The 24,974-nt window shown below is 57.6% G+C and carries 18 protein-coding genes; 9 read left to right on the top strand and 9 right to left on the bottom strand.

Translation table 11 applies throughout. From position 1 onward, the window contains the following. The first annotated feature begins 117 nt into the window (after positions 1–117). A complete protein-coding gene (locus tag HNQ64_RS01835) occupies positions 118–684 on the top strand; it encodes a hypothetical protein (RefSeq protein ID WP_184204635.1) in 567 nt (188 codons plus the stop codon). Positions 685–690: 6 nt separating this feature from the next. Here HNQ64_RS01835 and HNQ64_RS01830 read toward each other — a convergent pair whose 3' ends face one another. Beyond that, entirely contained in the window at positions 691–2,151 is a 1,461-nt protein-coding gene (locus tag HNQ64_RS01830) for a shikimate kinase (RefSeq protein ID WP_184204633.1), read from the bottom strand. Further along, on the bottom strand, positions 2,148–3,473 hold the full coding sequence (locus HNQ64_RS01825; RefSeq protein WP_184204631.1) for an N-acetylmuramoyl-L-alanine amidase: 1,326 nt from the start codon (positions 3,471–3,473) through the stop codon (positions 2,148–2,150). Before HNQ64_RS01825 ends, HNQ64_RS01830 begins: the two co-directional genes overlap by 4 nt. A gap of 50 nt (positions 3,474–3,523) precedes the next feature. Between HNQ64_RS01825 and HNQ64_RS01820 the strand changes: the two genes are divergently transcribed. Beyond that, positions 3,524–4,345, top strand: coding sequence for a TIGR00282 family metallophosphoesterase (locus tag HNQ64_RS01820; RefSeq protein WP_184204630.1), 822 nt, complete (start codon positions 3,524–3,526; stop codon positions 4,343–4,345). A 57-nt stretch (positions 4,346–4,402) separates the two neighbouring features. Here HNQ64_RS01820 and HNQ64_RS01815 read toward each other — a convergent pair whose 3' ends face one another. Beyond that, a complete protein-coding gene (locus tag HNQ64_RS01815; protein ID WP_184204628.1) occupies positions 4,403–5,296 on the bottom strand; it encodes an MBL fold metallo-hydrolase in 894 nt (297 codons plus the stop codon). A gap of 96 nt (positions 5,297–5,392) precedes the next feature. Here HNQ64_RS01815 and HNQ64_RS01810 point away from each other — a divergent pair, with 96 nt between their 5' ends. Together HNQ64_RS01810 and HNQ64_RS01805 are read left to right on the top strand one after the other, a co-directional pair. Further along, on the top strand, positions 5,393–5,980 hold the full coding sequence (locus HNQ64_RS01810; RefSeq protein ID WP_184204626.1) for an LOG family protein: 588 nt from the start codon (positions 5,393–5,395) through the stop codon (positions 5,978–5,980). Between the two features lie 94 nt (positions 5,981–6,074). Beyond that, positions 6,075–12,170 (top strand): Calx-beta domain-containing protein, encoded by a 6,096-nt coding sequence (locus HNQ64_RS01805; protein WP_184204624.1) that lies wholly within the window; start codon positions 6,075–6,077, stop codon positions 12,168–12,170. Between the two features lie 188 nt (positions 12,171–12,358). Here HNQ64_RS01805 and cutA read toward each other — a convergent pair whose 3' ends face one another. Next, a complete protein-coding gene (gene cutA, locus HNQ64_RS01800) occupies positions 12,359–12,679 on the bottom strand; it encodes a divalent-cation tolerance protein CutA (protein ID WP_184204622.1) in 321 nt (106 codons plus the stop codon). Between the two features lie 12 nt (positions 12,680–12,691). Between cutA and HNQ64_RS01795 the strand changes: the two genes are divergently transcribed. Further along, complete coding sequence (locus tag HNQ64_RS01795) at positions 12,692–13,855, top strand: two-component system sensor histidine kinase NtrB (RefSeq protein ID WP_184204620.1); 1,164 nt, start codon at positions 12,692–12,694, stop codon at positions 13,853–13,855. Beyond that, on the top strand, positions 13,852–15,276 hold the full coding sequence (locus HNQ64_RS01790) for a sigma-54-dependent transcriptional regulator (RefSeq protein ID WP_184204618.1): 1,425 nt from the start codon (positions 13,852–13,854) through the stop codon (positions 15,274–15,276). Before HNQ64_RS01795 ends, HNQ64_RS01790 begins: the two co-directional genes overlap by 4 nt. A gap of 26 nt (positions 15,277–15,302) precedes the next feature. Here the strand turns inward: HNQ64_RS01790 and HNQ64_RS01785 are convergent, their stop codons facing one another. After that, positions 15,303–17,459, bottom strand: coding sequence for an ABC transporter substrate-binding protein (locus tag HNQ64_RS01785; RefSeq protein ID WP_184204616.1), 2,157 nt, complete (start codon positions 17,457–17,459; stop codon positions 15,303–15,305). A gap of 141 nt (positions 17,460–17,600) precedes the next feature. On the opposite strand from HNQ64_RS01785, the gene HNQ64_RS01780 reads away from it, so the two are divergent. After that, complete coding sequence (locus tag HNQ64_RS01780) at positions 17,601–18,650, top strand: NAD(P)/FAD-dependent oxidoreductase (protein WP_184204614.1); 1,050 nt, start codon at positions 17,601–17,603, stop codon at positions 18,648–18,650. A gap of 7 nt (positions 18,651–18,657) precedes the next feature. Here the strand turns inward: HNQ64_RS01780 and HNQ64_RS01775 are convergent, their stop codons facing one another. The 4 genes from HNQ64_RS01775 to HNQ64_RS01760 form a co-directional block, all read right to left on the bottom strand. Then, complete coding sequence (locus tag HNQ64_RS01775) at positions 18,658–19,536, bottom strand: HAD family hydrolase (RefSeq protein WP_184204613.1); 879 nt, start codon at positions 19,534–19,536, stop codon at positions 18,658–18,660. An 88-nt stretch (positions 19,537–19,624) separates the two neighbouring features. Continuing rightward, on the bottom strand, positions 19,625–20,533 hold the full coding sequence (locus tag HNQ64_RS01770) for a TIGR01777 family oxidoreductase (RefSeq protein ID WP_184204611.1): 909 nt from the start codon (positions 20,531–20,533) through the stop codon (positions 19,625–19,627). A 47-nt stretch (positions 20,534–20,580) separates the two neighbouring features. Continuing rightward, positions 20,581–20,883, bottom strand: a complete 303-nt coding sequence (locus HNQ64_RS01765; protein ID WP_221305305.1) for a hypothetical protein — start codon at positions 20,881–20,883, stop codon at positions 20,581–20,583. A 117-nt stretch (positions 20,884–21,000) separates the two neighbouring features. Beyond that, entirely contained in the window at positions 21,001–21,531 is a 531-nt protein-coding gene (locus HNQ64_RS01760; RefSeq protein WP_408004354.1) for a GNAT family N-acetyltransferase, read from the bottom strand. 263 nt (positions 21,532–21,794) lie between these two features. Between HNQ64_RS01760 and HNQ64_RS01755 the strand changes: the two genes are divergently transcribed. Both HNQ64_RS01755 and HNQ64_RS01750 read left to right on the top strand, forming a co-directional pair. Further along, on the top strand, positions 21,795–24,326 hold the full coding sequence (locus HNQ64_RS01755; protein WP_184204605.1) for a hypothetical protein: 2,532 nt from the start codon (positions 21,795–21,797) through the stop codon (positions 24,324–24,326). A 15-nt stretch (positions 24,327–24,341) separates the two neighbouring features. Continuing rightward, the gene (locus HNQ64_RS01750; RefSeq protein WP_184204603.1) at positions 24,342–24,962 is read left to right on the top strand and encodes a GTP-binding protein; all 621 of its coding nucleotides are present in this window, start codon (positions 24,342–24,344) and stop codon (positions 24,960–24,962) included. Positions 24,963–24,974 lie beyond the last annotated feature (12 nt).

Raw genomic sequence — 24,974 nt, 5'->3', positions numbered from 1 at the left:
CAACGGACGGGTGCATTGCCAAGGTATGCCTTGTGAGTACTGACGGCAGTAGGTTGCCACAAAATCGCATTTCTCCGCCGTCCTGAAGGCCCTTTTGTCAACTTCTAGGGGAGCCATATGCCTCCCGCCTCCCATTCCTCGTCTGCTGCCGCGCCAGATTATGTCAAAGTCCACGGCGTTCCTGGGCTGTATCGTCACACACGCTCAGGTGTGTATCTGGGCCTCAAGAAGGTTGAGGGCAAGCGCAAGGAGCGTTCGCTCAAAACCACGGATCGCAAGATTGCTGAGCGCCGTCTCAAGGCCTGGATCGACGAACTTGGCAAGGTGGACACCTCCGTGGAGAAGACCACGCTGGAAGAACTGTTTGCTAAGCTGCTCGCCGTGAGTGCGGACAAGTCAGCCAGCTCCCTCGACATCATCGAAGGAGTCAGGGACGAATTCCTCAGCTGGTGGCCTTATAGCAGCAAGTTCCAAGTCCGCAACGTCCGGCCTTCGCATCTGGAGGAATGGCTGGCTATCCTGGGCAACCGGGTTAGCAACAGCAGCTACAACCGTTATGCCGGGGTGCTCAAGCAAGCTTTCGAGCTGGCGGTGAAGGATTGCACGATCGCCAGTTCACCGTGTGGGCTGGTCAAAACGTGCCTGGCTGGATTTCATGACGGTGCGATGGATGCCCTCTTTTGATTCGCTTTAAGCTGCGCGTTGAGCGAAGAAGATGCGGGCGCTTTCTGCCACGCCATAGGCGCTTTCTTGCTGGCTGAGTTCATCCGTTTGGATGCGTAGATCCGCCAGTTGTTTGTAGATGGGTTTACGCTCGGTGAGCAGTCGCTCTAGCTTGACTAGAGGTGGCTCTTCACCACGCAAAAGGGGGCGGTCGTTGTTGGTGGCGGTGCGGCGGGCGAGGAGTTTGGCATCGGCCTCCAGCCAAGTAATGAAGCCGAGGTGCTGCAGCAGGGGGAGATTCTTTGGCTGGGTGATGATGCCGCCGCCGGTGGCGATGACGCAGTGACGGCAGCCTAACAAATGGCGTAACACGGTGGACTCTCGCTGGCGAAAGCCGGCCTCGCCTTCACGCGCAAAAATCTCTGGGATGCTGCACCCTGCCTGTTCGATGATGAGGTGGTCCGTATCCACAAACTGAAAGCCTAGCATGTGGGCGACCATGCGACCGACGGTGGATTTGCCACTGCCCATGAGGCCGATGAGGAGGATGTTTTCTGCCCGGGGTAGGCTGGTTTCTCCGCCTTCGATGACGAGCTGCAAGATGGAGGAGGCGAGGTCTGAATCGTCCCTGAGAGCGAAGAAATAATCGGCGTATTTGGGCGTCCAACCGGAGGCTTTCAGTTTGGCATTGGTGACGTGCTTGTGGGTCCAGCCGCGTTTGCGACTGGGATCCGGGGCTTTTTCAGCAGGGACAGGGAGATTGAAAAGTGGGGCCAGCCTTTCCAGGCAATCACGCTGAGTGAGGCGGGCATCATCCACCACGTTGTAAAGGCCGGTGTGCTTCTGCGTGGTGAGGTGGGCCAGGGCGGTGGCGGCATCCTCGGCATGGATTTGATTCAGCAGGCGGCCATCGGGAGCGGCAGAGTTGATTTCGATTCCGCTTTTGCCTTCCAGTAGGTTTTTTAGGACGAAGGAACGGCCGGGGCCATAGATGCCGGCGAGGCGAGCCACGGCCCCGCCATTTTCCAGCGCGAGCTGTTCAGCGGCCAGCAGCAGACGGCCGGTTTCTTTGCTGGGATCTGCGGGGCTCTTTTCATCCACTTCGCTGCCATCCGTCTGCGGGTAAACACTGGTGCTGCTGGTGTAGAGAGGGAAGGCGAGGGGGAAGGCGGCCAGTAGGTGGCGCATGCCATTCACATACACGGCTTGATACATTTCGGCTCCGCCTTTGCTGGAGCTGGCGCAGTGGATGAAGGCCTCGGGAGACCAGGCCCCACCTTCCACTGAACTTTCGGCACACTGGGCTTTCAGTCGCTGCACGGATGCTGAATCACTGACGTCACAGGTGAGCACGCGCCAGGGTTTATCCCGCAGTTTTTCCGCTGAGGCGGGGGAGTGTGTGACGCCGACGACGTCATGCCCGGCGGCCTGGAGGAGATCTGCCGTGCGTGCGCCTACAAAACCACAGCCTACGATGAGGACTCTCATGAGGAGCGGCGCTGAGATTGATAATAGGACACCAGCCCCTGCACGACGCCGCGCACGTAGTCGTCAATGGCGCTGCGCTGGAGCCGACCGCCGATCAATGTGCGGCCGATGAAATGCCCCGTGAGCAGGCGGCGGTAGGTTTCCTCATGGTTCATGACATAGGGCTCTAGATAGACAACGGGGCACTGATACAGGCGGTTCGCCAGCAGGTTCCGTGCATAGACATACGGGTTTGCACCGGCTTTCCGCGCATTCGGTGTGGTGTAGATGTAAGCGGGGAGTTGGGTGCTACGTGCCATGCCTTCCGCTACGGCGGTGGCCAGGGGGATCTCCTCTTCATGCACGCGGCTGAAAAGGCGGGTCAGCATCTCATGACGCACGTCTTGTTGCTCCAGCTCCACGGGGGCGTAGCAGCCATTGACCAGGACGTGCAGGTGGTTTTGTGGCGAGAACTGGGGGGCATCGGCGGAGCCCCAACCTTCGGCATTGAAATGCAGGCAGAGAACGAGGTCCGGCTGGATCTGCCGATTTACTTTCTGCGCCCGTGCATGGATCTCGCTGACTCGATAAAAGAGCTTTTCAGTCTGCCACTGCACGGTGATGATTTTGGCATCTCCCTGGAGCCCGGCATAGGTGGGTGCAGGGGTAAGCACGCCGTATTCCTTCAGGGTTTCTCGCGCGAGTTTGTCAAAGTCTGCGGGGCGTTGCTCAGTGACAGGTTCTGGCCGATCCCTGACGAAGGAAACGACGGCCCCGAGTGCCTTGAGCCGCTCCATCAAAACCTGGGCGGTGAGGAGGGACATGTCGCCTTCCTTGATGGCTTCCCCGGGTTTGAAGCTGAGGAAACGCTCCTCCATCTGAGCCCACTGGCCACCGATGTGACCGGGATCAAGCGCGATGTGCAGATCACTCAAGACGGGGCGCCCCAGCAGCGGCGGCAGGTCTGCCGCGCGGCGCCAGGTAGGCTCTGGCGGGGTGGCGGTGGCCGCGTTCGTTTTTTTAAAGGGGATCTCCAGCTCTGGAGCGGTGGGATCTCCGGTGGGGACGCGCAGGGCCTCCGGCGTCACCTGGAAAGGCGGGGGCAGGCCGTTTTCCGGGGAATAAAGGGTCTTCCAGGCATGGTCGAATTCTTCCTTCGTCAGGGTGCCTGCATAGGCGGAAAGTGAGGTCCAGTCTGGGGCTTTGCCCAGGGGGCTGACTTTGGCCAGACGAAGCGGGTCTGGCCCCGGCAAAGGCGGCACCGCCTCTTGCGCAGGCAGTAGGGTGGCACTGGCGCAGAGGCAAGCCAGCGCCCAACGGCCCGTTTTGAAAAGGAACAACATGATTGCATCCTAGACTTGATGCGGGCCCGCATCATCTACTAAGTGCGGGCATGTCCGATGCCGCTGCTGAATCCCCGCCTGAACTCTTCCGCATTCTTTTTTTGGGAGACATCATCGGTGAACCCGGGCGCAAGGCGGTGATCACGCTGCTACCGCTTTTGCGCGAGGAACTGAAGGTGGACTTCGCCATCGTGAATGGAGAAAACTCCGCCGCAGGCCGGGGCATCACGCCCAAGATCGCCATCAGCCTCATGCGGGCGAAGGCAGACGTCATTACTACCGGGGACCACATTTGGGATCAGAAAGAGATCGTGCCGTTTCTTTACGATGAACCGCGCCTGCTACGTCCCATCAATTACCCCGCCGGGGCTCCGGGCAATGGCTCACTCATCCTGCAAACGAAGCGCTGCAAGGTGGGCATCATCAATCTGCAAGGGCGCACCTTCATGCGCGATGCGCTGGAAAATCCCTTCACCACCGTCACCAAAGTGGTGGAGGAAATGCGCCAAGAAACCCCGGTGATTTTCGTGGACTTTCACGCTGAAGCTACCAGTGAAAAGGTGGCCATGGGTTGGCACCTGGATGGCTTGGTCAGCGCCGTCGTGGGCACCCACACTCATGTGCCGACGGCGGATGAGCGCGTCCTTCCTAAAGGCACTGCCTTTCAGTGTGATGCCGGGATGTGCGGGCCTATGGACTCCATCATCGGCAGTCAGATTGACCCGGTGCTGGAAAAATTTCACACCCAGCTCCCGACTAAGTTTGGGGTGGGCCGCGGCCCGGTGCGTTTGAATGGTGCCCTGGTGACGCTGGATCCCACCACCGGCAAGGCCGTCTCTATCGAGCGCATCGCCCGTGTGTGGCAGGAGTAAGGTGCAGTTCAGACCGATTTCCAAAAATCTTGTCCGAAAAGTGGCGACGGGGTGGCCTTAGATGGAGGCGTTCTTTTCTACATACAGCCGCACGCCAGCGGCGCACATCTGGGTGGAGTTGATGATCTCGTGGCGCTGCCAATCTTTAGGCGTGAGGCCTGTGGCGGTAGCTAGCGCTTTTTCATCTTCTCGATAGTGGGTTTCTATGGCTTCAGCGGAAAGGCCTTGGCTGATCCATCCGCGTACTTTTTGATGCACTTCCTCAATCCGCCTGCGGTAGCCGCTGAGGTGATTTTCGACCTCGGTGACTTCCCCGAAATGCGTGAGGTAGAGGCGGCTGAACTTGGCGGCGAGAAGCCGATCTACCGAGGCGATGTAGGCAGGGGGATCAAACTGCGGAGGAGCGGAAGTCACGGATAGGTAGGGCTGAGGGCCTAAGCGCAGCCCGGCGACATCGCCGGTAAAGCAGGCGTCTCCCATGACAAAGGCATGATGATGGCGGGCGTGGCCAGGGGTGTCCCAGGCGGTGATCTGAGTCTCGCCGATGTGGATGCTCTCCCCGTCCGCTAGGGCGGTGACGTTATCTTCCGGCGCAGGTAGCATGGCTCCCCACAGGGTGTCCATCTGCTCTGCATACACCCGGCGGGCGCTGTCCACGAGGCGGCTAGGATCCACAAGATGACGTGCTGCACTGGGGTGACAATAGACCTGGGCTCCCTGCTGGGCCCACCAGCCGGCGGCTCCTGCGTGATCCAGATGAATATGCGTCACGAGCACGTGGCGGACATCTTTCGGCTGAAATCCTTTGAGTTGGAGGGCCTGCTGAAGGGCAGGTAGGGTGGAGCCGGGCCCAGTCTCGATGAGGGCCAGTTCATGTCCACTTTCCACCAAGTAGGCGGCGATGAGGCCGGGGGTATTCTGGAATTGGAGGTCGAGGGTGTGGACACGCATGGGGCAGGGAAGATGGGTAGAATGGCACCTCCAGCTAGAGATTCCAGGACGGTTTCCATTCTTGATCGTTGGGCGAAGTGCCGCCACAGGAGGTGCATGCGCATCGCCATTTATTGTGGGGCCAATGGAGGCTTCGACCCTCTTTACCGAAACGCGGCGGCAGATTTAGCCTCTTTTTTAGCCCGCGAAGGGATCGGCCTCGTGTATGGCGGGGGGAATGTGGGGCTCATGGGGACGATCGCCGATGCGGCCCTCGCGGCGGGAGGGCAGGTCATCGGGGTGATCCCTCAATCCCTCATGGAGAAGGAGCTGGGGCACGGAGGTGTCAGCGAATTGCACGTGGTGCGCTCCATGCACGAAAGGAAGCAGATGATGGTGGACCTGAGTGATGGATTCATCGCCCTGCCGGGTGGGTTTGGAACTCTGGATGAACTCTTTGAGACGCTCACCTGGCTGCAACTGAGTTTTCATGGCAAGCCCGTAGGTCTGCTGAATGTGAATGGGTTTTTTGATGGGTTGTTGCTCTTTTTGGACCACATGACCTCCCAAGGTTTTTTAAAACCTGAGCACCGGGGCTGCGTGTTGGTTTCTTCAGATCCCGCCGAGCTTTTGGCGCAAATGCGCAGCTTTCGCGCTCCAGACCTGGGAAAATGGATCGAAAAGATGATCTCGGCGGAGCGTTGAGTCCTTTTCAGGCAGAGATTCCATGTCTGTCATTTTAAACTGGTCTTACGGTTTAAATCAGGGCATGGTTTAAGGTTTAACCCTCGTTTTATCTATGGCTCATTCTTTTCCTTCGCGACTCGTCAAATCGGCCGCCCTTGTTTTGCCCCTGGCGGTTGGGGGTCTAGTTTGGTGGTTAGCCAGCTCCCCAGCTCCCACGCCGGTGTTGGCCTCAAAGACGCCAGCGGTAGCCCAGCCAGTGGTGCAGCCGGTGCATCGCCTCACGGGTAGTTTTGGTCTGCCAGCGGTGGAAGTGACCACTCCAGATGTGTTTACCAAGTTCGATGCCTGGGCACAAGACTATGCCCGGACTGCTAAAGCGGAGGACGTGACAAAGGGAGTCCTACTGGCCAAGGAGCGCCGCGAGGCCCTGAAAACCATGATTCAGACCGATCCGCGTGCAGCCCTAGCCCGGGCGCTGCCATGGCGGTTGCGAAATCGCATGCCGCAGGAGGTGGCCCCTTTGCTGGAGCAGCGCGTTTCGACCCGGGCAGACTATTCCGTGATCGGGGCCCTGCCTGCCCCTGGGGTGGAGCCCAAGGTGGCGCCGCTCTTCCGTGAAGCCATTTTGCAGGACGGCATCTACAAAGCCTATGTTTATGGCAAACGTGAGTTGTTAAGCTCCAAGCACGACCTGCCTATCGAAGGCATCTCCGTGGATGATCATTTGGCGATTTTGGAGAGCCCCGTGCGTGAGCTAGAGCCGGAGGAGCCGCTGCCTGCCGGCGGGGTAAAACCTGCGGCGCAGGATGAGCACCGGGCCTCCCCCCCAGCGGCAGCACCCCCTGTGGTGGTCTCAGGTGGGCAGGCCTACCAGACCTGCTGCCTCGCGCATTCTGCGGCGATGGAACAAGGGCTGTATGAACTGGAAAATCGCCGTGGGCCAGGCATGAGCGCGACCGATGCCGAGTCTGTCTGGAGCGAAGGCCCCAAGAAAATCCTGGTCATCCGGGTGGACTTTTCCGACGTGACCGGCACGCCTCAAAACGTCAGCGGCTCTGTCATTACCCCGGCTTTCGCCACCAACCTCATCAACGGTGTCTGCAATGACTTCATGGAAGATGTGTCCTACGGGAAAACCAACATCAATCTGAATTCGGCCGATGTCACCCCGGTGCTGCGAATGCCCAGAACGGCCTCTTTTTATGCGATCAATTATCGGCCATCAGCGCTCCTAGAAGACAGTTTGGATGCCGCGCAATTGGCGGGCTACAATCCTGACAATTACGATCGTCACATGATCGTCTTTAGCTGGATTGGGCCCAGCCGAATTCCTGGTTCTCAGTTCACCTTCGCGGGTCTCGGGCGCCTGAATGACAAGTACACGTGGTACAATGGCTACTTTGATAGCCGGGTGGTGCCGCATGAGCTGGGGCATAATCTCAACCTCAACCACGCCAACCTGTGGGTGCCGCCTGCCAATGATCCGGTACAAATCGCAGGTGGTTTCTCGGCCGAATACGAGGACCCTTTTGACTGCATGGGCAATGGTTTTTATGCCCCGATCAATCTGCTGCATTTCAATCCCTGGTACCTCAATCGCCTGGATTGGCTGCCTAACAGCGCCATCCACACCGTCGTCGCTCCAGGCACCTTCCGGGTCTATCGTTATGACCATCCTGATGCCACACTGAATCGCACGCTGGCGCTCAAGATCGCCAAAGACAGCACGATCAATTATTGGTTAAGCTATCGCGGACGTTTCGCAGGTAGGACGGATAGCTTGGCGGATGTTTCGGACGGGGCTTACATCATCTGGGGGTACAATGGTAATGCGAAGAGCCAACTCATTGACGTGGATACACCCGGCGGCAGCCCCGATGATGCCTCTCTGAATGTGGGGCAGACGCTGCATGATACAGAGGCGGGTATCATCATGCGGGTGCTCGGTAAAGGGGGCGCAGGCATTGATGAATATTTGGATATCCAGGTGCAGCAGGATAATCGCATCTATCCTCTCCAAACGGTCTATGATGTGGATGAGTCCGCAGGGTCCGTGGAGATCACTTTGGCGCGTTCCGGTGAGCCTAACGAAATTTCCACCGTTACGGTCTCGACCGTGAACGGCTCTGCCGTTTCGCCATCCGACTACACCGCGACTTCCACATCGGTAACTTGGGGTAGCACAGACACTTCCAGCAAGACGGTCACGATCCCCATCATTGCGAATGCCATCCGTGAAGGCACAGAGACTTTCCAGGTCAATGTGACGCTGACGGCTGGGGCCAATTCATTGGTGATCGGCAGTCCCATCACGGTGAAAATCCACGAGCCTGGGACGGCAGATCCTTCCTTTGCCCATGATAGTTTTTTCAGCTCGGGCAGTGTCCGCCAACTGGCGCTGGAGCCCGATGGGCAGGTGGTTTTTGTCGGTGGGGCTGACTATGTTCAGAGCTCTCTCCTCAATGGGTTAGGCCGACTGACTTCAGAGGGCAAACTGGACGCCTCCTTTATCCGTCCTGATGGGGCAGATCCTCTTCCCGTTTTGGCTGTGGCCAGATTGGTGAATGGAAAATTCGTGGTGGGTGGTAACTTTACCTCCCTGCGCGGGGAGAGTCTTTCCCACATCGGCATGCTGGCCAATGATGGGGACATTGATACCGGTTTTGACCCCGGCGCGGGTGCGAATGGTCCGGTCAAGGCGCTGGCTGTCCAGGCAGATGGGCGCATCCTGGCGGGTGGCTCCTTCACCACTTTTGATGCCCAGCCGCGTTTGGGGCTGGCGCGCCTCCTGCCAGATGGCTCGCTGGATAGCAGCTTTCTTTCCACGCCTATCCCGCTCCTGACGGAGATGGATGTCGAGGCCATCGTTCTTCAGGCCGATGGGAAAATCTTGGTCGGTGGGCAGATCCGCACCGCTGGGGCGAATGACTTGTTTGCAGGCGGCTTTAGCAGTGGGGTGCTGCGTTTGAATGCCGATGGTACGGTGGATGAAAGTTTCGACATCGGTGCCGGTGCTCATCAGTTTGGCAATACCAGCACCGTTCAGCGGGTGATGGCGTTGGCCCTTCAAATTGACGGCAAAGTTTTGGTAGGCGGGCAATTCACGGCCTTTAATGGCGTGCCAGCTCAGCGTCTGGTCCGTCTCAATACAAACGGAAGCCTGGATCTGGCTTTCCAGACCGCTTCTAATAATGGGGCCAATGGCACGGTGCGGAACATCGAAGTACAAGGAGATGGGCGCATCCTCCTTGCGGGTGAATTCACGACTCTCGTCAATGGTTCTGCGCGCAATTATGTCGGCCGCCTGTTAAGCACAGGCGCGGTGGATACAGGCTTTGATGCCGCCCTGCCTATCAGTGCGAACGGGGGAGGCGGGGCTTACGGTCACCGCACTAAAATGCAGCCGGATGGCCGCGTGCTGCTCGCGCTTGAGGCAGCGGGCACGGTGGATACGACGGTGCGCCGGGTCTTCAGCGGTCAGCAAGGTCGCTCAGGCATCCTCGAGTTTGCCAATGGCTCCAACACCGTCAATGAAGGTGGGCAGACCACCGTGGAAGTGAAACGCACGGGCGGCAGTTTAGGCAAGGTCACTGTCAATTATGCCCTCATCCCAGGCTCTGCGGATGCCACGGATTATGTGGACCAGGCGGGGACTTTGACCTGGGAGAATGGAGTGACGACTTCTAAGTTCATCACGATCCAAGCTCCCAGCGATGCCCAAGCGGAAGCGACGGAATTTTTCACGATCCAGTTAGGCGTCCCTCTGGGCGGTGCCTTTTTGGGAGATGGGGCAGAGTCCACCGTGGCCATTGTGGACCCCGGCGCAGCCGGATTCCCCACCGTGCGCTTCAGTGCAGACTCCAGCACGATGACGGAATCTGCCACGGGCACTCTGACGCTGAATGTGGAACTGACTGCGGAGGCAGACAGCCGGGTCACCGTCCCCATCATCCTGGGTGGCACCGCATCGAATGCCTTCGGGGGTAACAATGGGGATTACCGGGTCACTCCTGGCCTACCTCTCATTTTTGAGCCTGGAGAAACCGTGAAGACCCTGACCATCGCCTCCGTGCAGGACAATGCAGCGGAAGGGATCGAAACCCTGACGTTGCGCCTGCCTTTCCCCACAGGTCCCGCCCTGATTGGAAATCCAAGCCTGCACACCGTGACGATTGTGGATGATGATCAGTCTCCGAGAATCACTGGGGCACCTATCAGCCTCATCGTCGGTATCGGCAGGCCCGCAGGTCCTTTTGAGGTGAATGTCGCTGGCTCGTTGCCACTGACGGTCGAGTGGTATCTGAATAATCGTCTCGTGCCGGGCATCAATTTATCCTCATACACCATTCCGGCAGCCACGCTGAAACATGCGGGCACTTACACCCTGAAGGCGAAAAATCGTTTGGCCGAAGCTTTCAGCTCCAATGCGGATTTGGTGGTTATGGATGTCTCCACCCGCACCGTCGTTTTGCCCGTGGGTGGGAAGGCGACCTTTAAAATGGATGCCGCCGGGAACAGTATCAATTACACCTGGAAAAAGGTGGGGGGCGACTTGGCCAGCAATCCGAGAGCCAGCAGCCGTTTTGATAAGACCCTTTCGATCTCCAATTTGGAACTGGCGGATTCCGGCACCTACATCTGCCGTGTAGCTAGCCCCATCGCCATCAATCCTCTGGGGGAAACCCCTGGGGAGAAATTCATGGATGGTGCCATCCACGTGCTGAAGGTGGTGGACGCCGGACCTGAGTTCTTGGACCTTGAGGATGGAGATACTCTGCCCAATGCCATCGTCAGCGGGACTTATGAGTATCCCGTGACCTATGTGGATGATGTCAATAAGGCACCCATGACCTACACTGCTGCGGGCCTGCCTGCGGGCTTGAAGATGGACATCGCCACTGGAGTCATCCGGGGCAAGCCCACCGTGTACAAAGCCACCCCTTATGACGTGACACTGACGTTGGCGAATAAGTTTGGCAAAGCCTCCGTGAAAGTGAAACTGACCGTGGAGCCACTGCCCACCCAACTCGCTGGTGATTACCTCGCCATCGTGGGACGCCAGAGCAGCCTGAATCAGGAAATCGGTGGGCGGTTGGATTTGAAAATCACCACCACGGGAGCCTTCAGCGGCAAGCTCATCCATGGCGGACTTACTCACACTTTAAAGGGTGTGATGGATGTCTTCAATGAAGCGGCAGCTCCTACTCCTCCTCTGCCTTCGGCACGTCTGCAGATCATCCGCACGGGCAAGCCTGCACCGCGTCCGCTAGAGCTCTTTTTCCGCATTGATCCTTCCACTCGCCGCATCGTCACTGCCACCTTGGGGGATGGTTTTGATACCGTGACCTTCACAGGTTGGAAGCAGACCTGGGATGCCAAAACTAACAAGGCTGATGCCTTCGACGGTTATCACACCTTGGCCTTGGAGATGCCGGAATCCATCCCTAACGTCCCTCGCGGGTATGGGTACAGCACTCTCAATGTCACCCTGGCGGGTGTGGCTACGTGGGTCGGTAAAACTGGCGATGGGGAAACCATTTCAGGCAGTGCCTTCATCAGTGAGACGGGCGAAGTGGCCGTCTTCCAGCCGCTTTATAAAACCAAGCCGGCGGGGTCGCTCTTGGGCAAGCTGCAGTTGGATAAAGGCATTTTGGAAAATGATGACAATGACAACCGAATCACTGGTTCCCTGAACTGGCTGCGTCCAGAGACGACGACCGCAAACGCCCGTGTTTACAAGGAGGGTTTTGGCCCGTTGGATGTCACGGCCTTCGGCGGTCGTTACCTGCCCGTGCCGCTTGTTCTGGGCTTGGAAGCCATCGGCAATGTGAATCTGGACTTCAGTGCCTTCAGCCTTTCCGGGGCTGAGCCTGCGCGTAATCCTGATGCCATCTTTAACATCGGCGTAAAGAACAAGATCACCCTCGTCGGTGGCAGTGCCACGATGACGACCTTGAAGGCTGATGCTGCCAAGGGCACTTACAGCGGTAACTTCACCCTGGAGGATAACAATCCGCTTTCCGTGCCACCGAAGCTGAAACGTCCCGTCACATACCAGGGTTTGGTCGTGCCGACTCCCTCTGGACTCCGGGGTTATGGTTACTTCCTGCTGCCGCAGCTACCCTCAAACCTCGTCAGCCCGGCTACCACGCCGACCACATCGCCGATTTTATCCGGCCAGTCACGGTTCTTTCGTCCCCTCCCTTGAGGTGAGGAAAAAGGGGTAGATCGATTTCCAAAAATCTTGTCCGAAAAGCGGCGACGGGGTGGAATGATTGGCGTTCCCGCGCAAGCGGGACTCGGCTGTTATCGTCAAGATAGCAGCCTGCGCTCTTGCCTTGCCACTCATCCCACCGCGCCCGCCTTTTCAATCAGACAATCTTTTTGGAAACCGGTCTAGCTTCTCGTCTGATCCATCACCCACTGGGCGTAGGCCTCATAGGCTCGCTCAGCGGGGATGGCTAAGATCTCGGGCACCTCGTAGGGATGCAGTTCTCTCAGGCGAAGCTCCAGGGCCGGATACTGGGCTCGGGTGGTTTTGAAAAGGGCCAAGACTTCGCTGCTGGATTCGATCTCTCCCTTCCACCGATAGATGGAAGTGACGCCGGGGCACAAATTGACACAGGCTGCCAGTTGCGACTCCACCAGCAATGTGCCAGTCTGTCGCGCTTTTTCAGCATCCGGAAACGTAGATAAAACCAGCAGAATGTCCGTCATGGCCCCCAGTGTATGAGATCTGCCTTCATCGACAAGCTTCTGAAAAAAATGGACCGCCTGGAACCTGCCGAGGTGCAGGGCGTGGTGTTGGAATTGATGAAGGAAAAAGGTTTTTTGGAAAAGACCTTCCAGGCTTTGCAGGAAGGCGTGATCCTCTTGGATCCAGACGGCTTTGTCACCTACGTCAACAGTGCTTCCTGCCAGCTTTTCGGGTTCCAAGAGCAGCAGGTCATCGGGCAAAAGCTCACCCAGGGCATGCGCGGTCTAGACTGGGCAGAACTGCTAAAACCTGGCACGGTGGTCAGCCGTGATCTGGAGGTATTTTACCCCGAAAATCGTTACCTTAATTTCTACATCACGAGCATTGATGACGACCAGCCCATCGGCTTTGTCATGCTCATCCGGGATGTCACGGAGACACGCAAACGCACCGAGGAACAGATCGAAAGTGAGCGTCTCAATGCCTTCACCCTGCTCGCTGCAGGTGTGGCCCATGAGCTGGGAAACCCACTCAATTCCTTGACCATCCACCTCCAGTTGCTGGAGCGGCGTCTTAAAAAAATGGGCAAAACGGGAGAACCTCTGCGTGAGCATCTGGATGTGGCCACGAGTGAAATCAAACGCATGGACGGCATCATCAGCCAGTTCCTCGCCGCTATCCGCCCCACTCAGCCGCAGCTTCAAAAGCTACAGATTTCCGAGTTGCTGCACGAAAGCCTGCGATTCCTCAAACCAGATCTGGATCAAGCCAAGGTCAAGGTGCGGCTCGACCTGCGGGCCGATATGCCTGTGATGCCTTTGGATGCTGACCAAATGAAGCAGGCGATGTACAATCTCATTCGCAATGCCTGCCAGGCCATGCCGCAAGGGGGCAGCCTCACCATCCAGGGCAGCTACACAGACTTTGAGGTGCGGCTTAGTTTTGAGGACAGTGGTAAGGGCATCAGCCCCGAGCAGATGGGCAAGCTCTTCCAACCTTTTTCCACCACCCGCGCCACAGGCACGGGTTTGGGCTTGCTCATTGTGCGCCGCATCATCCGCGAGCACGGTGGCGAGATAGACATCGAAAGCCGCGCGGGTAAAGGCACCCGCGTCAGCCTGTGGTTACCTCTGGTGGAAAGAAAGGTGCGGCTCTTGCAGGCCGGTTCTGAAAGGTCAGACGAAAAACACTCATGATAGATCCCGCCACCATCCTCATCGTTGATGATGAAAAGCATACTCGGGATGGCTTGCGCCTTTCCTTAGAAGACGACTTTGACTGCTATGTAGCCTCCAATGCAGCAGAAGCGATGGAGCATCTCAAGAATGACCAAGTGGATGTCATGCTGACAGACCTTCGGTTAGGTCATGACGATGGCATGAAACTTTTGGAGGCTGCTCTGCACCTGCCGCACGCGCCCGTGTGCATCATGATGACCGCCTATGGCAGTGTGGATACTGCGGTGGAGGCCATGCGCCGTGGGGCTTATCACTTCGTCACTAAACCGCTCAATCTGGATGAGGTGGAACTGCTGGTGAAACGCGCCCTGCGTAGCCGCAGTTTGGAAAAAGAGAACACAGCTCTCAAGCAACAGGTGGAGCAGAAATACTCCATTGAAGGCATCCTGGGGAAGGCAGATACTCTCAAGCCGATCTTAGAGACCATTCAGCAAGTCGCTCCTACTCGGGCCACCGTCTTGATCGAAGGCGAAAGCGGAACAGGTAAAGAACTCGTGGCCAGAGCTGTGCATAATTTAAGTGGACGGCCCAAGGCCAAGTTAGTCACCGTTCACTGCGCCGCCTTGTCTCCCCAGATTTTAGAGAGCGAGCTGTTTGGCCATGAAAAAGGGTCTTTTACAGGAGCGCAAGAGCGTCGCATCGGCCGCTTTGAGTTAGCAGATGGAGGGACGCTTTTCCTGGATGAAATCGGGGAAATCGATGCCAGCACCCAGGTGAAATTATTGCGCGCTTTGGGAGAGCAGACCATTGAGCGCGTGGGCGGGAGCAAACCCATCAAGGTGGATGTGCGTGTGGTCGCTGCCACGAACAAGGATTTAGCGAAGATGGTGGAGGAAGGAAAATTCCGGGAGGATCTTTACTGGCGTCTGAGGGTGGTCACCATCCACATGCCGCCGCTGCGCACCCGCAAAGGAGACATCCCTTTATTGGCAGAGCATTTTCTCAAGGACCTCGCGACGGCCAATGGCAAGAGCTACAAACCGTTGGGTGAAGATGCACTGCCTCTGCTGATGACCTATGATTGGCCAGGCAACGTGCGAGAGCTGCGCACCGCCATCGAGCATGGGGTGGTGATGAGTAACAGCAGCCGGGTCATGGCCAAGCACCTTCCTGCCTACCTTTCCCAGCCGGGAGGGCTGGGCTGGCGGGTCCCTGTGCCTTCACTTCAGCCGAGTGGGGAGACCTCTCCGGCCTCGGCCCCGAAGGCAACGTTGGACATCCATGAGATGGAAAAACAGCTCATCTTAAAGGCCTTGGAAGAATCTGGAAACAACCGTAGCGAAGCGGCTGATCTCCTCGCCATGAGTCGCCGCACTTTGCAGCGAAAGCTCAAGGAGATGGGCATGGTACGAAAGCACCGGAAGCGGGTGAAGTCCTAACATCGCCCCGCTTGAGAAACGAGCATTCACTTCTGGGCTAAAGGCAGTAGCACCCGCACCGTGGTGCCTTTGCCGGCATCACTCTGGATTTTAATGGTGCCCAAGTGGCTTTTGACGATGCCAAGAACGGCGGCCATGCCCAGGCCACGCCCGGTGAACTTTGTGGAAAAGAAGGGGTCGAAGACCATGTTCAGCACCTCAGGCTCCATGCCTCTGCCCTTGTCCATGATGTCCAAGTAAAGATACTCACCGGGCAGGGGGGCGGGGTCCACGTGAGTTTCTTGCAGGTAGGCTGCTTCACAGATGACAGTTCCGGTACAGAGGTGAACGGTACTGGCTCCATCGGTCGCTTCAGAGGCATTGGTGAGCAGGTTAATCAGTAGATGCCGGAGGCTTTCACTGTCGGCATGGATGCAGGCATCCGGTCCTTCGTGTTTCCACTCCAGGAGATGAGACGAGGGGAGGCAGCACTTCAGAGTGGGCAGAGACTCTTCCATGAAGCTTTGCCAGGAAGTATCTACAAACTGGTGCATGCCATGGCCCGTGCAAGTCAGGAGCACTCGGTTTAGTGCGGCTACTCGCTGGCTTTCTCTCAGCACGCCGTCCATGAAATCTCGGGTCTGGCCGGGAGGGGACTGCATGCGCGCCAGTTCGGCATAACTGGTTAGGGCTTGAAGGATGTTGTTGGAGTGATGGCAGACTCCGTTGGCTAAGCGGTGCAGACTCTCATATTTTTGCGATTGGATGAGGCGATCTTTCAGGCGAGTCTGGTGACTCTCTGCCATCTTCAGTGAGGTGATGTCCTCAATGACGCTCAATAGGCCGATGGTTTCGCCTCGGTCATTTTTCAGCGGCACCTTGCTTTGATAAAAAGCGCGCAGTTGTCCGCTCGCTGTGCGCAGGGTTTTTTCAGCGAGAAGGACGGAGCTACCCTGCTCCATCACCTCTTGGTCAGGGAGATCGTGCGGGCTTTTTTCATCCGTCCAGGCTAGGCCATCCTGGGTCAGCCCTTGGGCGTTTTGGGGGCTGCCCAGGCCTGCGTAGTCGGCAAAGAGCTGGTTGCAGCCCAGGATGTGGGATTGCCGATCTTTCCACACCACCCCGACGGGGATGGTATTGATGACGGTCTGCAGCATGGCTTGAGCTTCGCGGGCCTGCCGTTCCGCTTGAGCAATGCGGTTATTCACCCGCACCAGTCCTAGCACCAGGGCGGCTAAAAGCAGGGTGCTGCCGATGGTGCCGCCCAGAGTCCACCATAACCAGGAGAGATCTGTCTTGGGATTTCGTTCATAGAGAAAACCTTCCAGCGAGTAGTTTGCAGGCAGCATGCCCAGGCGCACGTAAGTATCCCCGATGTGCCGCCAGCGGCCTTCATTCATGTGGCCGATGTCAATCAGCTCTGAGAACATCAGTCGTGCCATTTCATCCGCCTCGTAGTGCATGGCCTCGCGGCTCAGGGGGCAGTGGTAGCGGTCTTTCAGCAGTTCGATGATCTCTTCCCGGTGGCTCATGGCATACTGCCAGCCCTTCAAAGTCGCATCTAAAAACGCCCGCACGCGTGCTGGGTGCTTTTGGATTTCAGCCTCAGTCGTGTAGAGGCAGTCCCCATAAAAATCCACGCCATAGTCACGCGGTTGGATCAAGCGGAAGGGAATCCCACGCTCCCGCAGGATGAAGGGTTCATTGATGGTGTAGGCCCCCATACCGGCGATGACACCACTGAGCATCTTTTCCGGATTGAACTCATAGGGGATGGTCTTCACCGCATCCGCCGCTAGGCCTTCATTTTTAAACATGGCCAGCAGGGCAGGGGTATCCTCTGGAGAGACGGCCACGGTTTTGCCAGCCATTTGGTGCGGGGTATTGATGCCGCTGACTTCAGGCACCAGCAGTATCTCCGCCGAATGCTGGAGAATGGCGGCCAAAGCCACCAGGGGCTGTCCTTCATTGCGATGAATGAGCATGGAGGAAAGCGCGACCGCGTACTGACTGCGGCCCGAGGTGAGCTCATTGGCAAAGTGTGTTTCTGGCCCGCCTTCGACTAAGGTCACCTCCAGTCCGGCCTCCTGGTAAAAGCCCTTCTCCACCGCCGCATAGTAGCCAGCAAACTGGAAGGCATGTTTCCATTTAAGTTGTACGGTGACCTTTTCCTGAGCTTCCGCAGCCAGGGCCAGCAGAAACATGCCGCATGACAAAAGCCGAGGCAGAAAGTGTCGTAGGTTGGAATGGGGCAACGTCACGGTGATAAACCTCCCATCTTCCAGCGATTGAATCCAGTGAGATTTGCCTTTCCTTGCAGGCTGTCGGAAGGGTGGGAGGCATTCATGAATTCGCGTTTTCTCATCATCGGCCAGGGGCTGGCAGGCACGGCGCTCGCTTGGCGGCTGCACCAGCGCGGCGTGGCGTTCTGTGTGGTGGATCGTGATGAAGAACGGACTTCGTCTAAAGTTGCTGCGGGTCTGGTCACGCCGATCACGGGCATGCGGCTGAACCTGAACTGGCGTTATGGAGAACTTTACCCAGAGGCCCTCGCCTTTTATCAAGGGCTAGAGGTTCGGCTGCACCAGCGCTTTTATCATGAGGTGCCCATCGTGCGTCTGCTGCGGGATGAAAAGGCCGCTGCCCTCTGGGAGAAGCGCCGTCTTCAACCGGAGGTGCAGCCCTACCTAAGGCCGCTGCAAACACCCCTGGTGGATCCAGCTTTTTTTGCCAATCCACACGGTGGTTTTGAGCAGCGGCACAGTGGCTGGCTGGACAGTGCTGCGTTTTTAAAAGCCAGTCGCGATTTCTTCCAGAGCATGGGGGCGTGGCAGAGTGGGGAGGTTTCTCCAGAGTCGTTGACGTTGCTGGACTCTGGCCTGTCTTGGAATGACCAGTTTTTTTCGACGGCGATCTTTTGCACAGGCTGGGAAGCGGCACTGCATCCTTGGTTTAACTGGGTGCCGTTTCGCTCCGCTAGGGGTACCGTCCTTAACCTCAGGGCAGATACAGGCCATGAACGGCGTATCATCAACCGCGGATGCTGGCTACTGCCAAGGCCAGATGGTAGCCTGCGTGCAGGGCCCACCTATGAGCTGGATTTTGATCTGCCTCATGAACCATCACCGCTAGCGCTGGCTGCGTTGGACCAAAAACTCCGGTCTTTGCTGGTGCAGGACTTTGCCATTACAGGCACTCAGACGGGAGTGCGCCCCATCATCCAAGGGCATCAGGCCTTGATCGGCCGTCACCCCGGCCGCCCGCAGGTCGCGTTCATGAATGGCCTGGGGTCTAAAGGTGTTTTGCGTGCCCCCTGGGTGGCGCGGCAGTTGGTTGATCATTTGCTGGATGCAGCCCCGATCGAGTCGGGGCTGGACCTTGCAGGGAATGTGTAAACGACCCTTAAAAATGGGGGGCTGAAACAGTCCCTTCTTCGATCTCCAGCTTCTTTCGGCGGACGATGTTATCTGCGATGCTGAGCACCATTTCTTCTAACAACAAACGCAGATGACTGCCTGAGCGGTAATCCGCCGGGGCGATGTGTTTCACACGATCTGCCAAGGCACTGAGTTGGTAGCATTTACGGAAGCTGGCGCGATTCGTTTCATCCGGGTTATACACGGCAATGGCGTGGCCGCCGTAGCGTTTCATCAGGGTGAAACAAGGGACGTCCGTGGGGCCATCGCCCACATAAATCATGTTTTCAAAGGGGATGGGCCGCAGCTCTGGGTCCATGTGATCATTCACATCTTCATGCGGCTCCAGCATGCCTTTATTGATGCGGAAGATGTATTGGGTCTTGGTGGTGTGGCTGATGACCCTTTTGGGGAAGCTGATGCGGCCGTCTTTATCCTGGCCGAACTCACAGCCAAAGATGCGTTTCACAAAAGGCGCTAGGGAGCTGCCATCCAGGAGGATCTTCAGTCCTGAAGAGATGATGTAATGCTCGATCTTGATGCCTAACAAACGATGCTGATTGCTCAGGATGCCATTCATCTCATTGAAGATTTCAGGCACGCCTTTGTAGTAACGCAGTTTGGCCCCGAGCACCCGCAGTTCCTCGTTCGAGGGGCGGTCCATCTCCAGGTAGTCGAGCATGCATTTCAGGTAAGCCAGCTCACCGTCGTACCCTTCCTGATCTACCAGTTCACGGCTCCTTTTCCAAAACTGGCCTGGGTTAATGCCAAAGTGGGGAAACAACGTCTCGTCCTGCATGTAGGTGGGACTGAGCGTCTGGTCATAGTCATAAATGATGCCGATGGTGGTTTGGAGGGCGGCCATGAAAAAGGAGTGTGCGTGCTTACAGCCTATGCGTGCTCAGCCTGGGTTTGTCAAAAAAGGCACCCAGACGAATCTGCATCGGCAGGGTTTAAATGCGCCCACCACTCAAGGAAGCAAAGGCATCTTCCAGCTTTGGGTGGGCGAACCGGTAGCCCAGTTCCGTGGCTTTGCCTGGGATGGCGCGTTGGCTACAAAGCAGCATCTCCTCAGCCATGCCACGCAGCAGTAACCGCAGTGCCAGGGCTGGGACGTGGAGGAAGGCTGGCCGCTTTAGACTGTGGGCCAGTTTCGTGGTGAAGTTGCTGTTCAGCTCAGGATTTGGAGCACAGAGATTCAAGGGGCCGTGAACTTGGGGATTTTCCAAAGCCCAGAGAATGAGTGCGGCCTCGTCCTCGACATGAATCCAGGACATCCATTGCCGTCCTTTTCCCAGTCGTCCTCCCAGCGCGAATCGAAAAGCACGGGCCATCAGCGGATATGCGCCCCCTTCCTGAGCCAGAACCATGCTGGTGCGCAGATGAACGACACGGGCGCCCCAGTGGCTGGCTTGGCCGGCAGCCTTTTCCCAGGCCTCACAAAGCTCTGCCAAGAAGCCAGAGCCGCGTGGGGATTTTTCATCCAACAAGGTGTCTCCACAACTGCCGTAGTAACCGATGCCTGAGGCTGCGAGGACGATGGAGGGGCGATGTGTGGGCGACCACGTTTCTAAATGGGCCATCATCCCCTGGGTTAAGTCCACCCGGCTTTTCCAGATGCGGGCTTTTTTATCGGATGTCCAGAGTCCCATTAGAGACTCACCTGCGAGATGCACCAGCGCATCCAAGGGCGTTTCTGGCAGTTTTTCAGGGGCTTCAGGAGGAAGTTGAAGCGTCTTGAGTGAGCCGGTCGGCGGCACTTTGCGCCGACTGTAAGCGATGACCTCATGCCCGCTGGCCGTGGCCAATTTCGCAAAAGCCTCCCCAATTAGCCCCGTGGCCCCTGTGATGCCAATACGCATGACTTACTATACGGCTTATCGTCTTAAAAGTATCTCTCGAATTTAGCTCAACTCTTCCACCAGTCTTGCGGCTTCTCCCAGGGCTGACTTTGGGCTGAGGACGACTGCGCCTGCTCATCTGCTTTTTTGAGGGTGGTTTCCTCGTCGCTATCTGCGAGTTCCATGAGCAATTGGATGTGTGGATCAGGGCGGGTGGTGCGCCGCCAGATCTGCCAAGCCGCCATGGCAAAACAACCCAGGAGGAAAAAGAAAAAGCACAGCGTGGCAATGACAAACCAGTCCATCGCCGCTGTATTGGCTGCATACAGGTTTGTGGCTGGCTTCTGTACGTAAATCGGGAAGGCGAGCACGGGATTCACAGCAAAGAATCAACGAGTCAAAAAACCATTCGGTGAGACATTTGGCGGAAAAAAGAATTCACTGCGGCTGCTTTTTCAAATCCAGCGGCTCGCTAATCCATCTTCATGTCACTCAAAGACCAAACGCATGGGGATCATGCTGGAGAAGCTGAACCCATGTTTGGCAAAGAAGGTCTGAGACTCCGCGCTGAGTTTATCCGTCAGCAAGGTGATGCGGCGGAAGTGCTTCTCGCGAGCAAACTCGATGGCATGTGCCAGTAACCTGCCGCCATATCCCATGCGGCGATGCTGTGGATGGACAATGACATCCTCCATGAGAATGACCAGCCCGCCCTCTGCGGTGCTGATGGTGAAAAGCAGATTCACCATGCCTATGACCATGTGGTCTGTGCGCAGGACAAAAATGCGGCCACGGTTCGGTTGTTCCAAGATCAGCCGCAGACCATGCTCTTGTTTGTTTTTGTCAGGCCGGAAGTCCGCCTCTTCGCTGAAAAGCGCCAGCAGCAGCTCGACGAGCTGAGGCATATCTTCAATGGTTGCCGGCTCGATGCGCGGCTCGGAAGTGAGGCTGGACATTGTGGGCAATTTAGCCAGCGCCCTGGCAATCGCAATCAGGTTAATGGGGCTGAAATGAATCAAAAAGCCTGAAATGGCTGCAAAGAAGCCGGAAAAAGCTCTTAAATGAGGATGCCGCATGCACCTTTTGGAGAGGAGATCAGGCAAATCTCCCGGTGGAAAAATGTGGACTTAAGACTTCTTGATTATTATGTTGTATAAACGGCGTGCGCACATTTTGTGACGGGCGGCGCTAGGCTCTTTTTTAACGGCGAGTGCTTCCGTTCTCGCGAACCCAGATTTTTTTCAATCCGTACCCGCTCCCGATGGGATTTTCGTTCCGCAGCATGTTTCAGTCTGGCACCGACCCCCAAGGTCAGGATCCAGCGTCGCCGCCTGCCCAAGGATATGCTGCGGCCCCGACCATGCAGGCCCCCACGGTATCTTCCCCATTTGGAGCTCAGGCAAATCCATTGTTTAAAACGGTGACGGGTGAGTCCATGCAGGCAGCGCCAGTTCAGGCCTCGCCTTTTGCGGCCCAGGGCGCGCCTAGCAGTGCCGTCTTAACGGTGGGAGACGTTCTGCCACAACTGCCCCCGGAACTGGTGCGGATGAATGCTCTGTCCCCTGAGCAGCCGGTGGCGGTGGCCGCCCAGGTGCTGGATGCCGCCCTGCGTAGTGGGCAGGCCGCTTTGCCGATTTTTGAGATCTATCGCGTGTGTCCGGCCTTGTTCCAGACGCCTGTATCCCCACAGGACCAGCGGATGGTGCCGTTGCCTGCTTCTAAGCTGCCGCGTTTGATCGCCAGTGCCCAGCAGTCTGGGGCGGCGGTGCCTCCGAGTGGCGCTTCTCCCTTTGCGGCAGCACAGCCCGCAGCCAGCCCATTTTCTGCTCAAGGTTTTCCTGGATCTCCAGCGACGGCTTTACCACCACGCCGGAACGGCCCTCCGCCCCCGCTAGCAGATATTCCACGTGAGGCTCAGGCTCCTTTATCCTTGCCTGGCGCAGGGAATCATCCCGTCTTCCCCGTCAGCCCCTTTGCCGCAGTAGCCCCTGGGATGAACGGGGCAGCGGAAGCCCCCCCCGCCTCTCCCTTCGGTACCAAATCTCCAGAGCCAGTTTCAGCTCCGCCCTTGTTGCCGGCGAGCTTGTTTGCCAGCCCTGGAGCCGCTGCGGCTTCTCCTTTTGCAGTCCCCACTGCTGCGGTGCCGGCGGCCACTCCGGCCTCTCCCTTTGCGGCGATGAGTCCTCCACCTGCGGCTCCCGCTCCGGTTGCCTCAGAGACGCCTTTTACTAGCTTGTTCGGGCCTAAGGCAGTCCCCACGGGCCAGCCAGCGCCTGATGCCCCAGTGCGCCCCGTTGCAGCCCCCCCCAGTTTCGCAGCTATGCCAGCGGCGACGGTGAGTGCGCCGAATCTGCGCATCAGCCTCGCCAGTTTTCTGCGGGGATACAGCGTCGCTGAATTGGGCTTTGACCCCATCATGGTTCCCACGTGGATCATGACCAGCCAGCCCGCCTCGCTGGTACGTGAATGGGCCCAGTCGCCCAATCCGCTCGTCGAACTGGGACTGTTGATTGATGGCGTGACGGATGTGGGCTTCCGCAATGTCCTGAACCACGCCAAGCGTGATTTCCAACTCCGCGTGCCTCAGGAAGAAATCCAGGGAGCCATGGCGGGGACATCGCCGCCGACGTTGCCAAACCTCGCCAGCATGGGCACCGTCGCCCCGGTGGCAGCAGCGCCAATGCGGGTGGAGGCATCACCCCCAGCCTCGGCCTCCCCATTCGCAGCCCCTTCCGCTGGAGAGATGCCCGCTCCGCTTTTCCAGCCTGCCAGCGGTTTTGGCAGTACGGAAAGTGCGCCCTCTGTCCCCCTGTTTAGCGCGCCAGAGGCCCCTGCTTTGACACCATCGGCCCCAGCTTCACCGTCGGTATTTCCTACCGCGCCGATGGCCAGTTTGCAGTCTCCAGCCCCTGCTTTTGCGAATCCTTTCAGCATGCCTGCGGCGGCTCCGCAGCCAGAAGCATCTTCGTTTGAACGAGAAGTTTCACCACCGCCGACTTTTCAGGTCCACACACCCGAGGCGCAACCTCCGGTTTCGAATCCTTTCATGGCACCCGCAGCGGCTGAGCCTAAGCCTGCATTCACTCCACCCATCTCGCCTGCGGATGGTTTTAGCAGTGCTGAACTCCTGGGAAATACTTTCCATGATTCTGCCCCTGCCGTGCCTCCTGCCCCGGCGATTCCAGTGACGAATCCTTTCACCGGGAAGACTTCTGCCCACGTCGTGGACGTGCCAGAAGAGTCAGAGCCGCCAGCGCCTGCTGCTGCGGAAAAGGCTCCGCCACCCATCTCCGCCTTCATTCCCCCTGTTTTCGAGGAAAAAGAGGCTCCTGCGCGCTCCTTCCCGCCTGCGCCTCCTCAGAAAATACCCTCTCGCACTGCCGCCGCCGCACCCGCCCTGGGCATTCAGTCTCACGATGCGAATCCAGACCAGATTTTGCTGCGTGCCTTGCTAGGCACTGACGATGAACTGACACCTCAACGCATTGTCGAAATGGTCTGTGCTCTCCCAGGCATCGCTGCCTGCGTTTGCTTGCAGGGAGACCGTGCCATTTCCCACGTGGGAGCGCACAAGCCCCAGGCCCGTGAGTTTCAGCGTCAGGCGACGGATCTGGCCCATCATCTGCGCACCCTGGCTCCGCTCATTGGCATCGAAGGTGCAGAGACTTTCACCCTCATGTCGGGAGATCGTTTGATGACCTTCTGCTTCCCTGAAGGGGCTATTCTGGGAGTTTTGCACGATGCTGATCCTTCTTTAGGCCTGCGTGATAAGATCACCTTGATTGCACGCGAGCTTTCCAGGATGCTGGATTGAAATCCGCGTCCCATCATGCCAGCCATTCACCCCGAGCAAAAGACGGTCAGTTTTAAGATCGTCTATTGCGGCACCCCGCTGAGCGGAAAGACCGCGAACCTCCAGCAGATCCATGCCAAGCTGGACCCTCACGGGCGCAGTGATCTCGTCAGCCTATCCACGGCCAAAGACCGCACCTTATTCTTCGATTTTTTGAGTGTGGAAAGCGCCGCCATCCCTGGCTATAAAACGGCTTTTCATCTCTACACGGTGCCAGGGCAGGTCACTTACAATGCCACTCTCCAGCTCGTGCTGCGTCAGGCAGATGGGGTGGTCTTTGTGGCAGATAGTCAGATGGATCGCCAACGTGAAAATGTGCAGGCTTTCCAGGCACTGGAGGCCAATCTACGTCTCAATGGCAGTTCGCTGGACCGTTTGCCTCTGGTCCTTCAATACAATAAACGTGATTTGCCGAACACAGCTCCTGTGGAATACCTGGAGTTCCTCCTCAACAATCGTCCCGTGCCTTGGTTGAGTTTCGAGGCGGATGCTCGCGGAGGGCGCAATATCCTGGCGACGCTGAATGCCATTTCCCAGGCAGTATTAGCCCAGTTTCAGGCGCAGCATCAGGCCTCGGCCGAATGGGTCGTGGCCTAACCCTTTTTCATT

The organism is Prosthecobacter dejongeii (genome assembly GCF_014203045.1).
GTDB lineage: Bacteria > Verrucomicrobiota > Verrucomicrobiia > Verrucomicrobiales > Verrucomicrobiaceae > Prosthecobacter > Prosthecobacter dejongeii.
The sequence above is the reverse complement of the archived record's forward strand: the minus strand, read 5'-3'. Positions and strand labels throughout refer to the sequence as shown.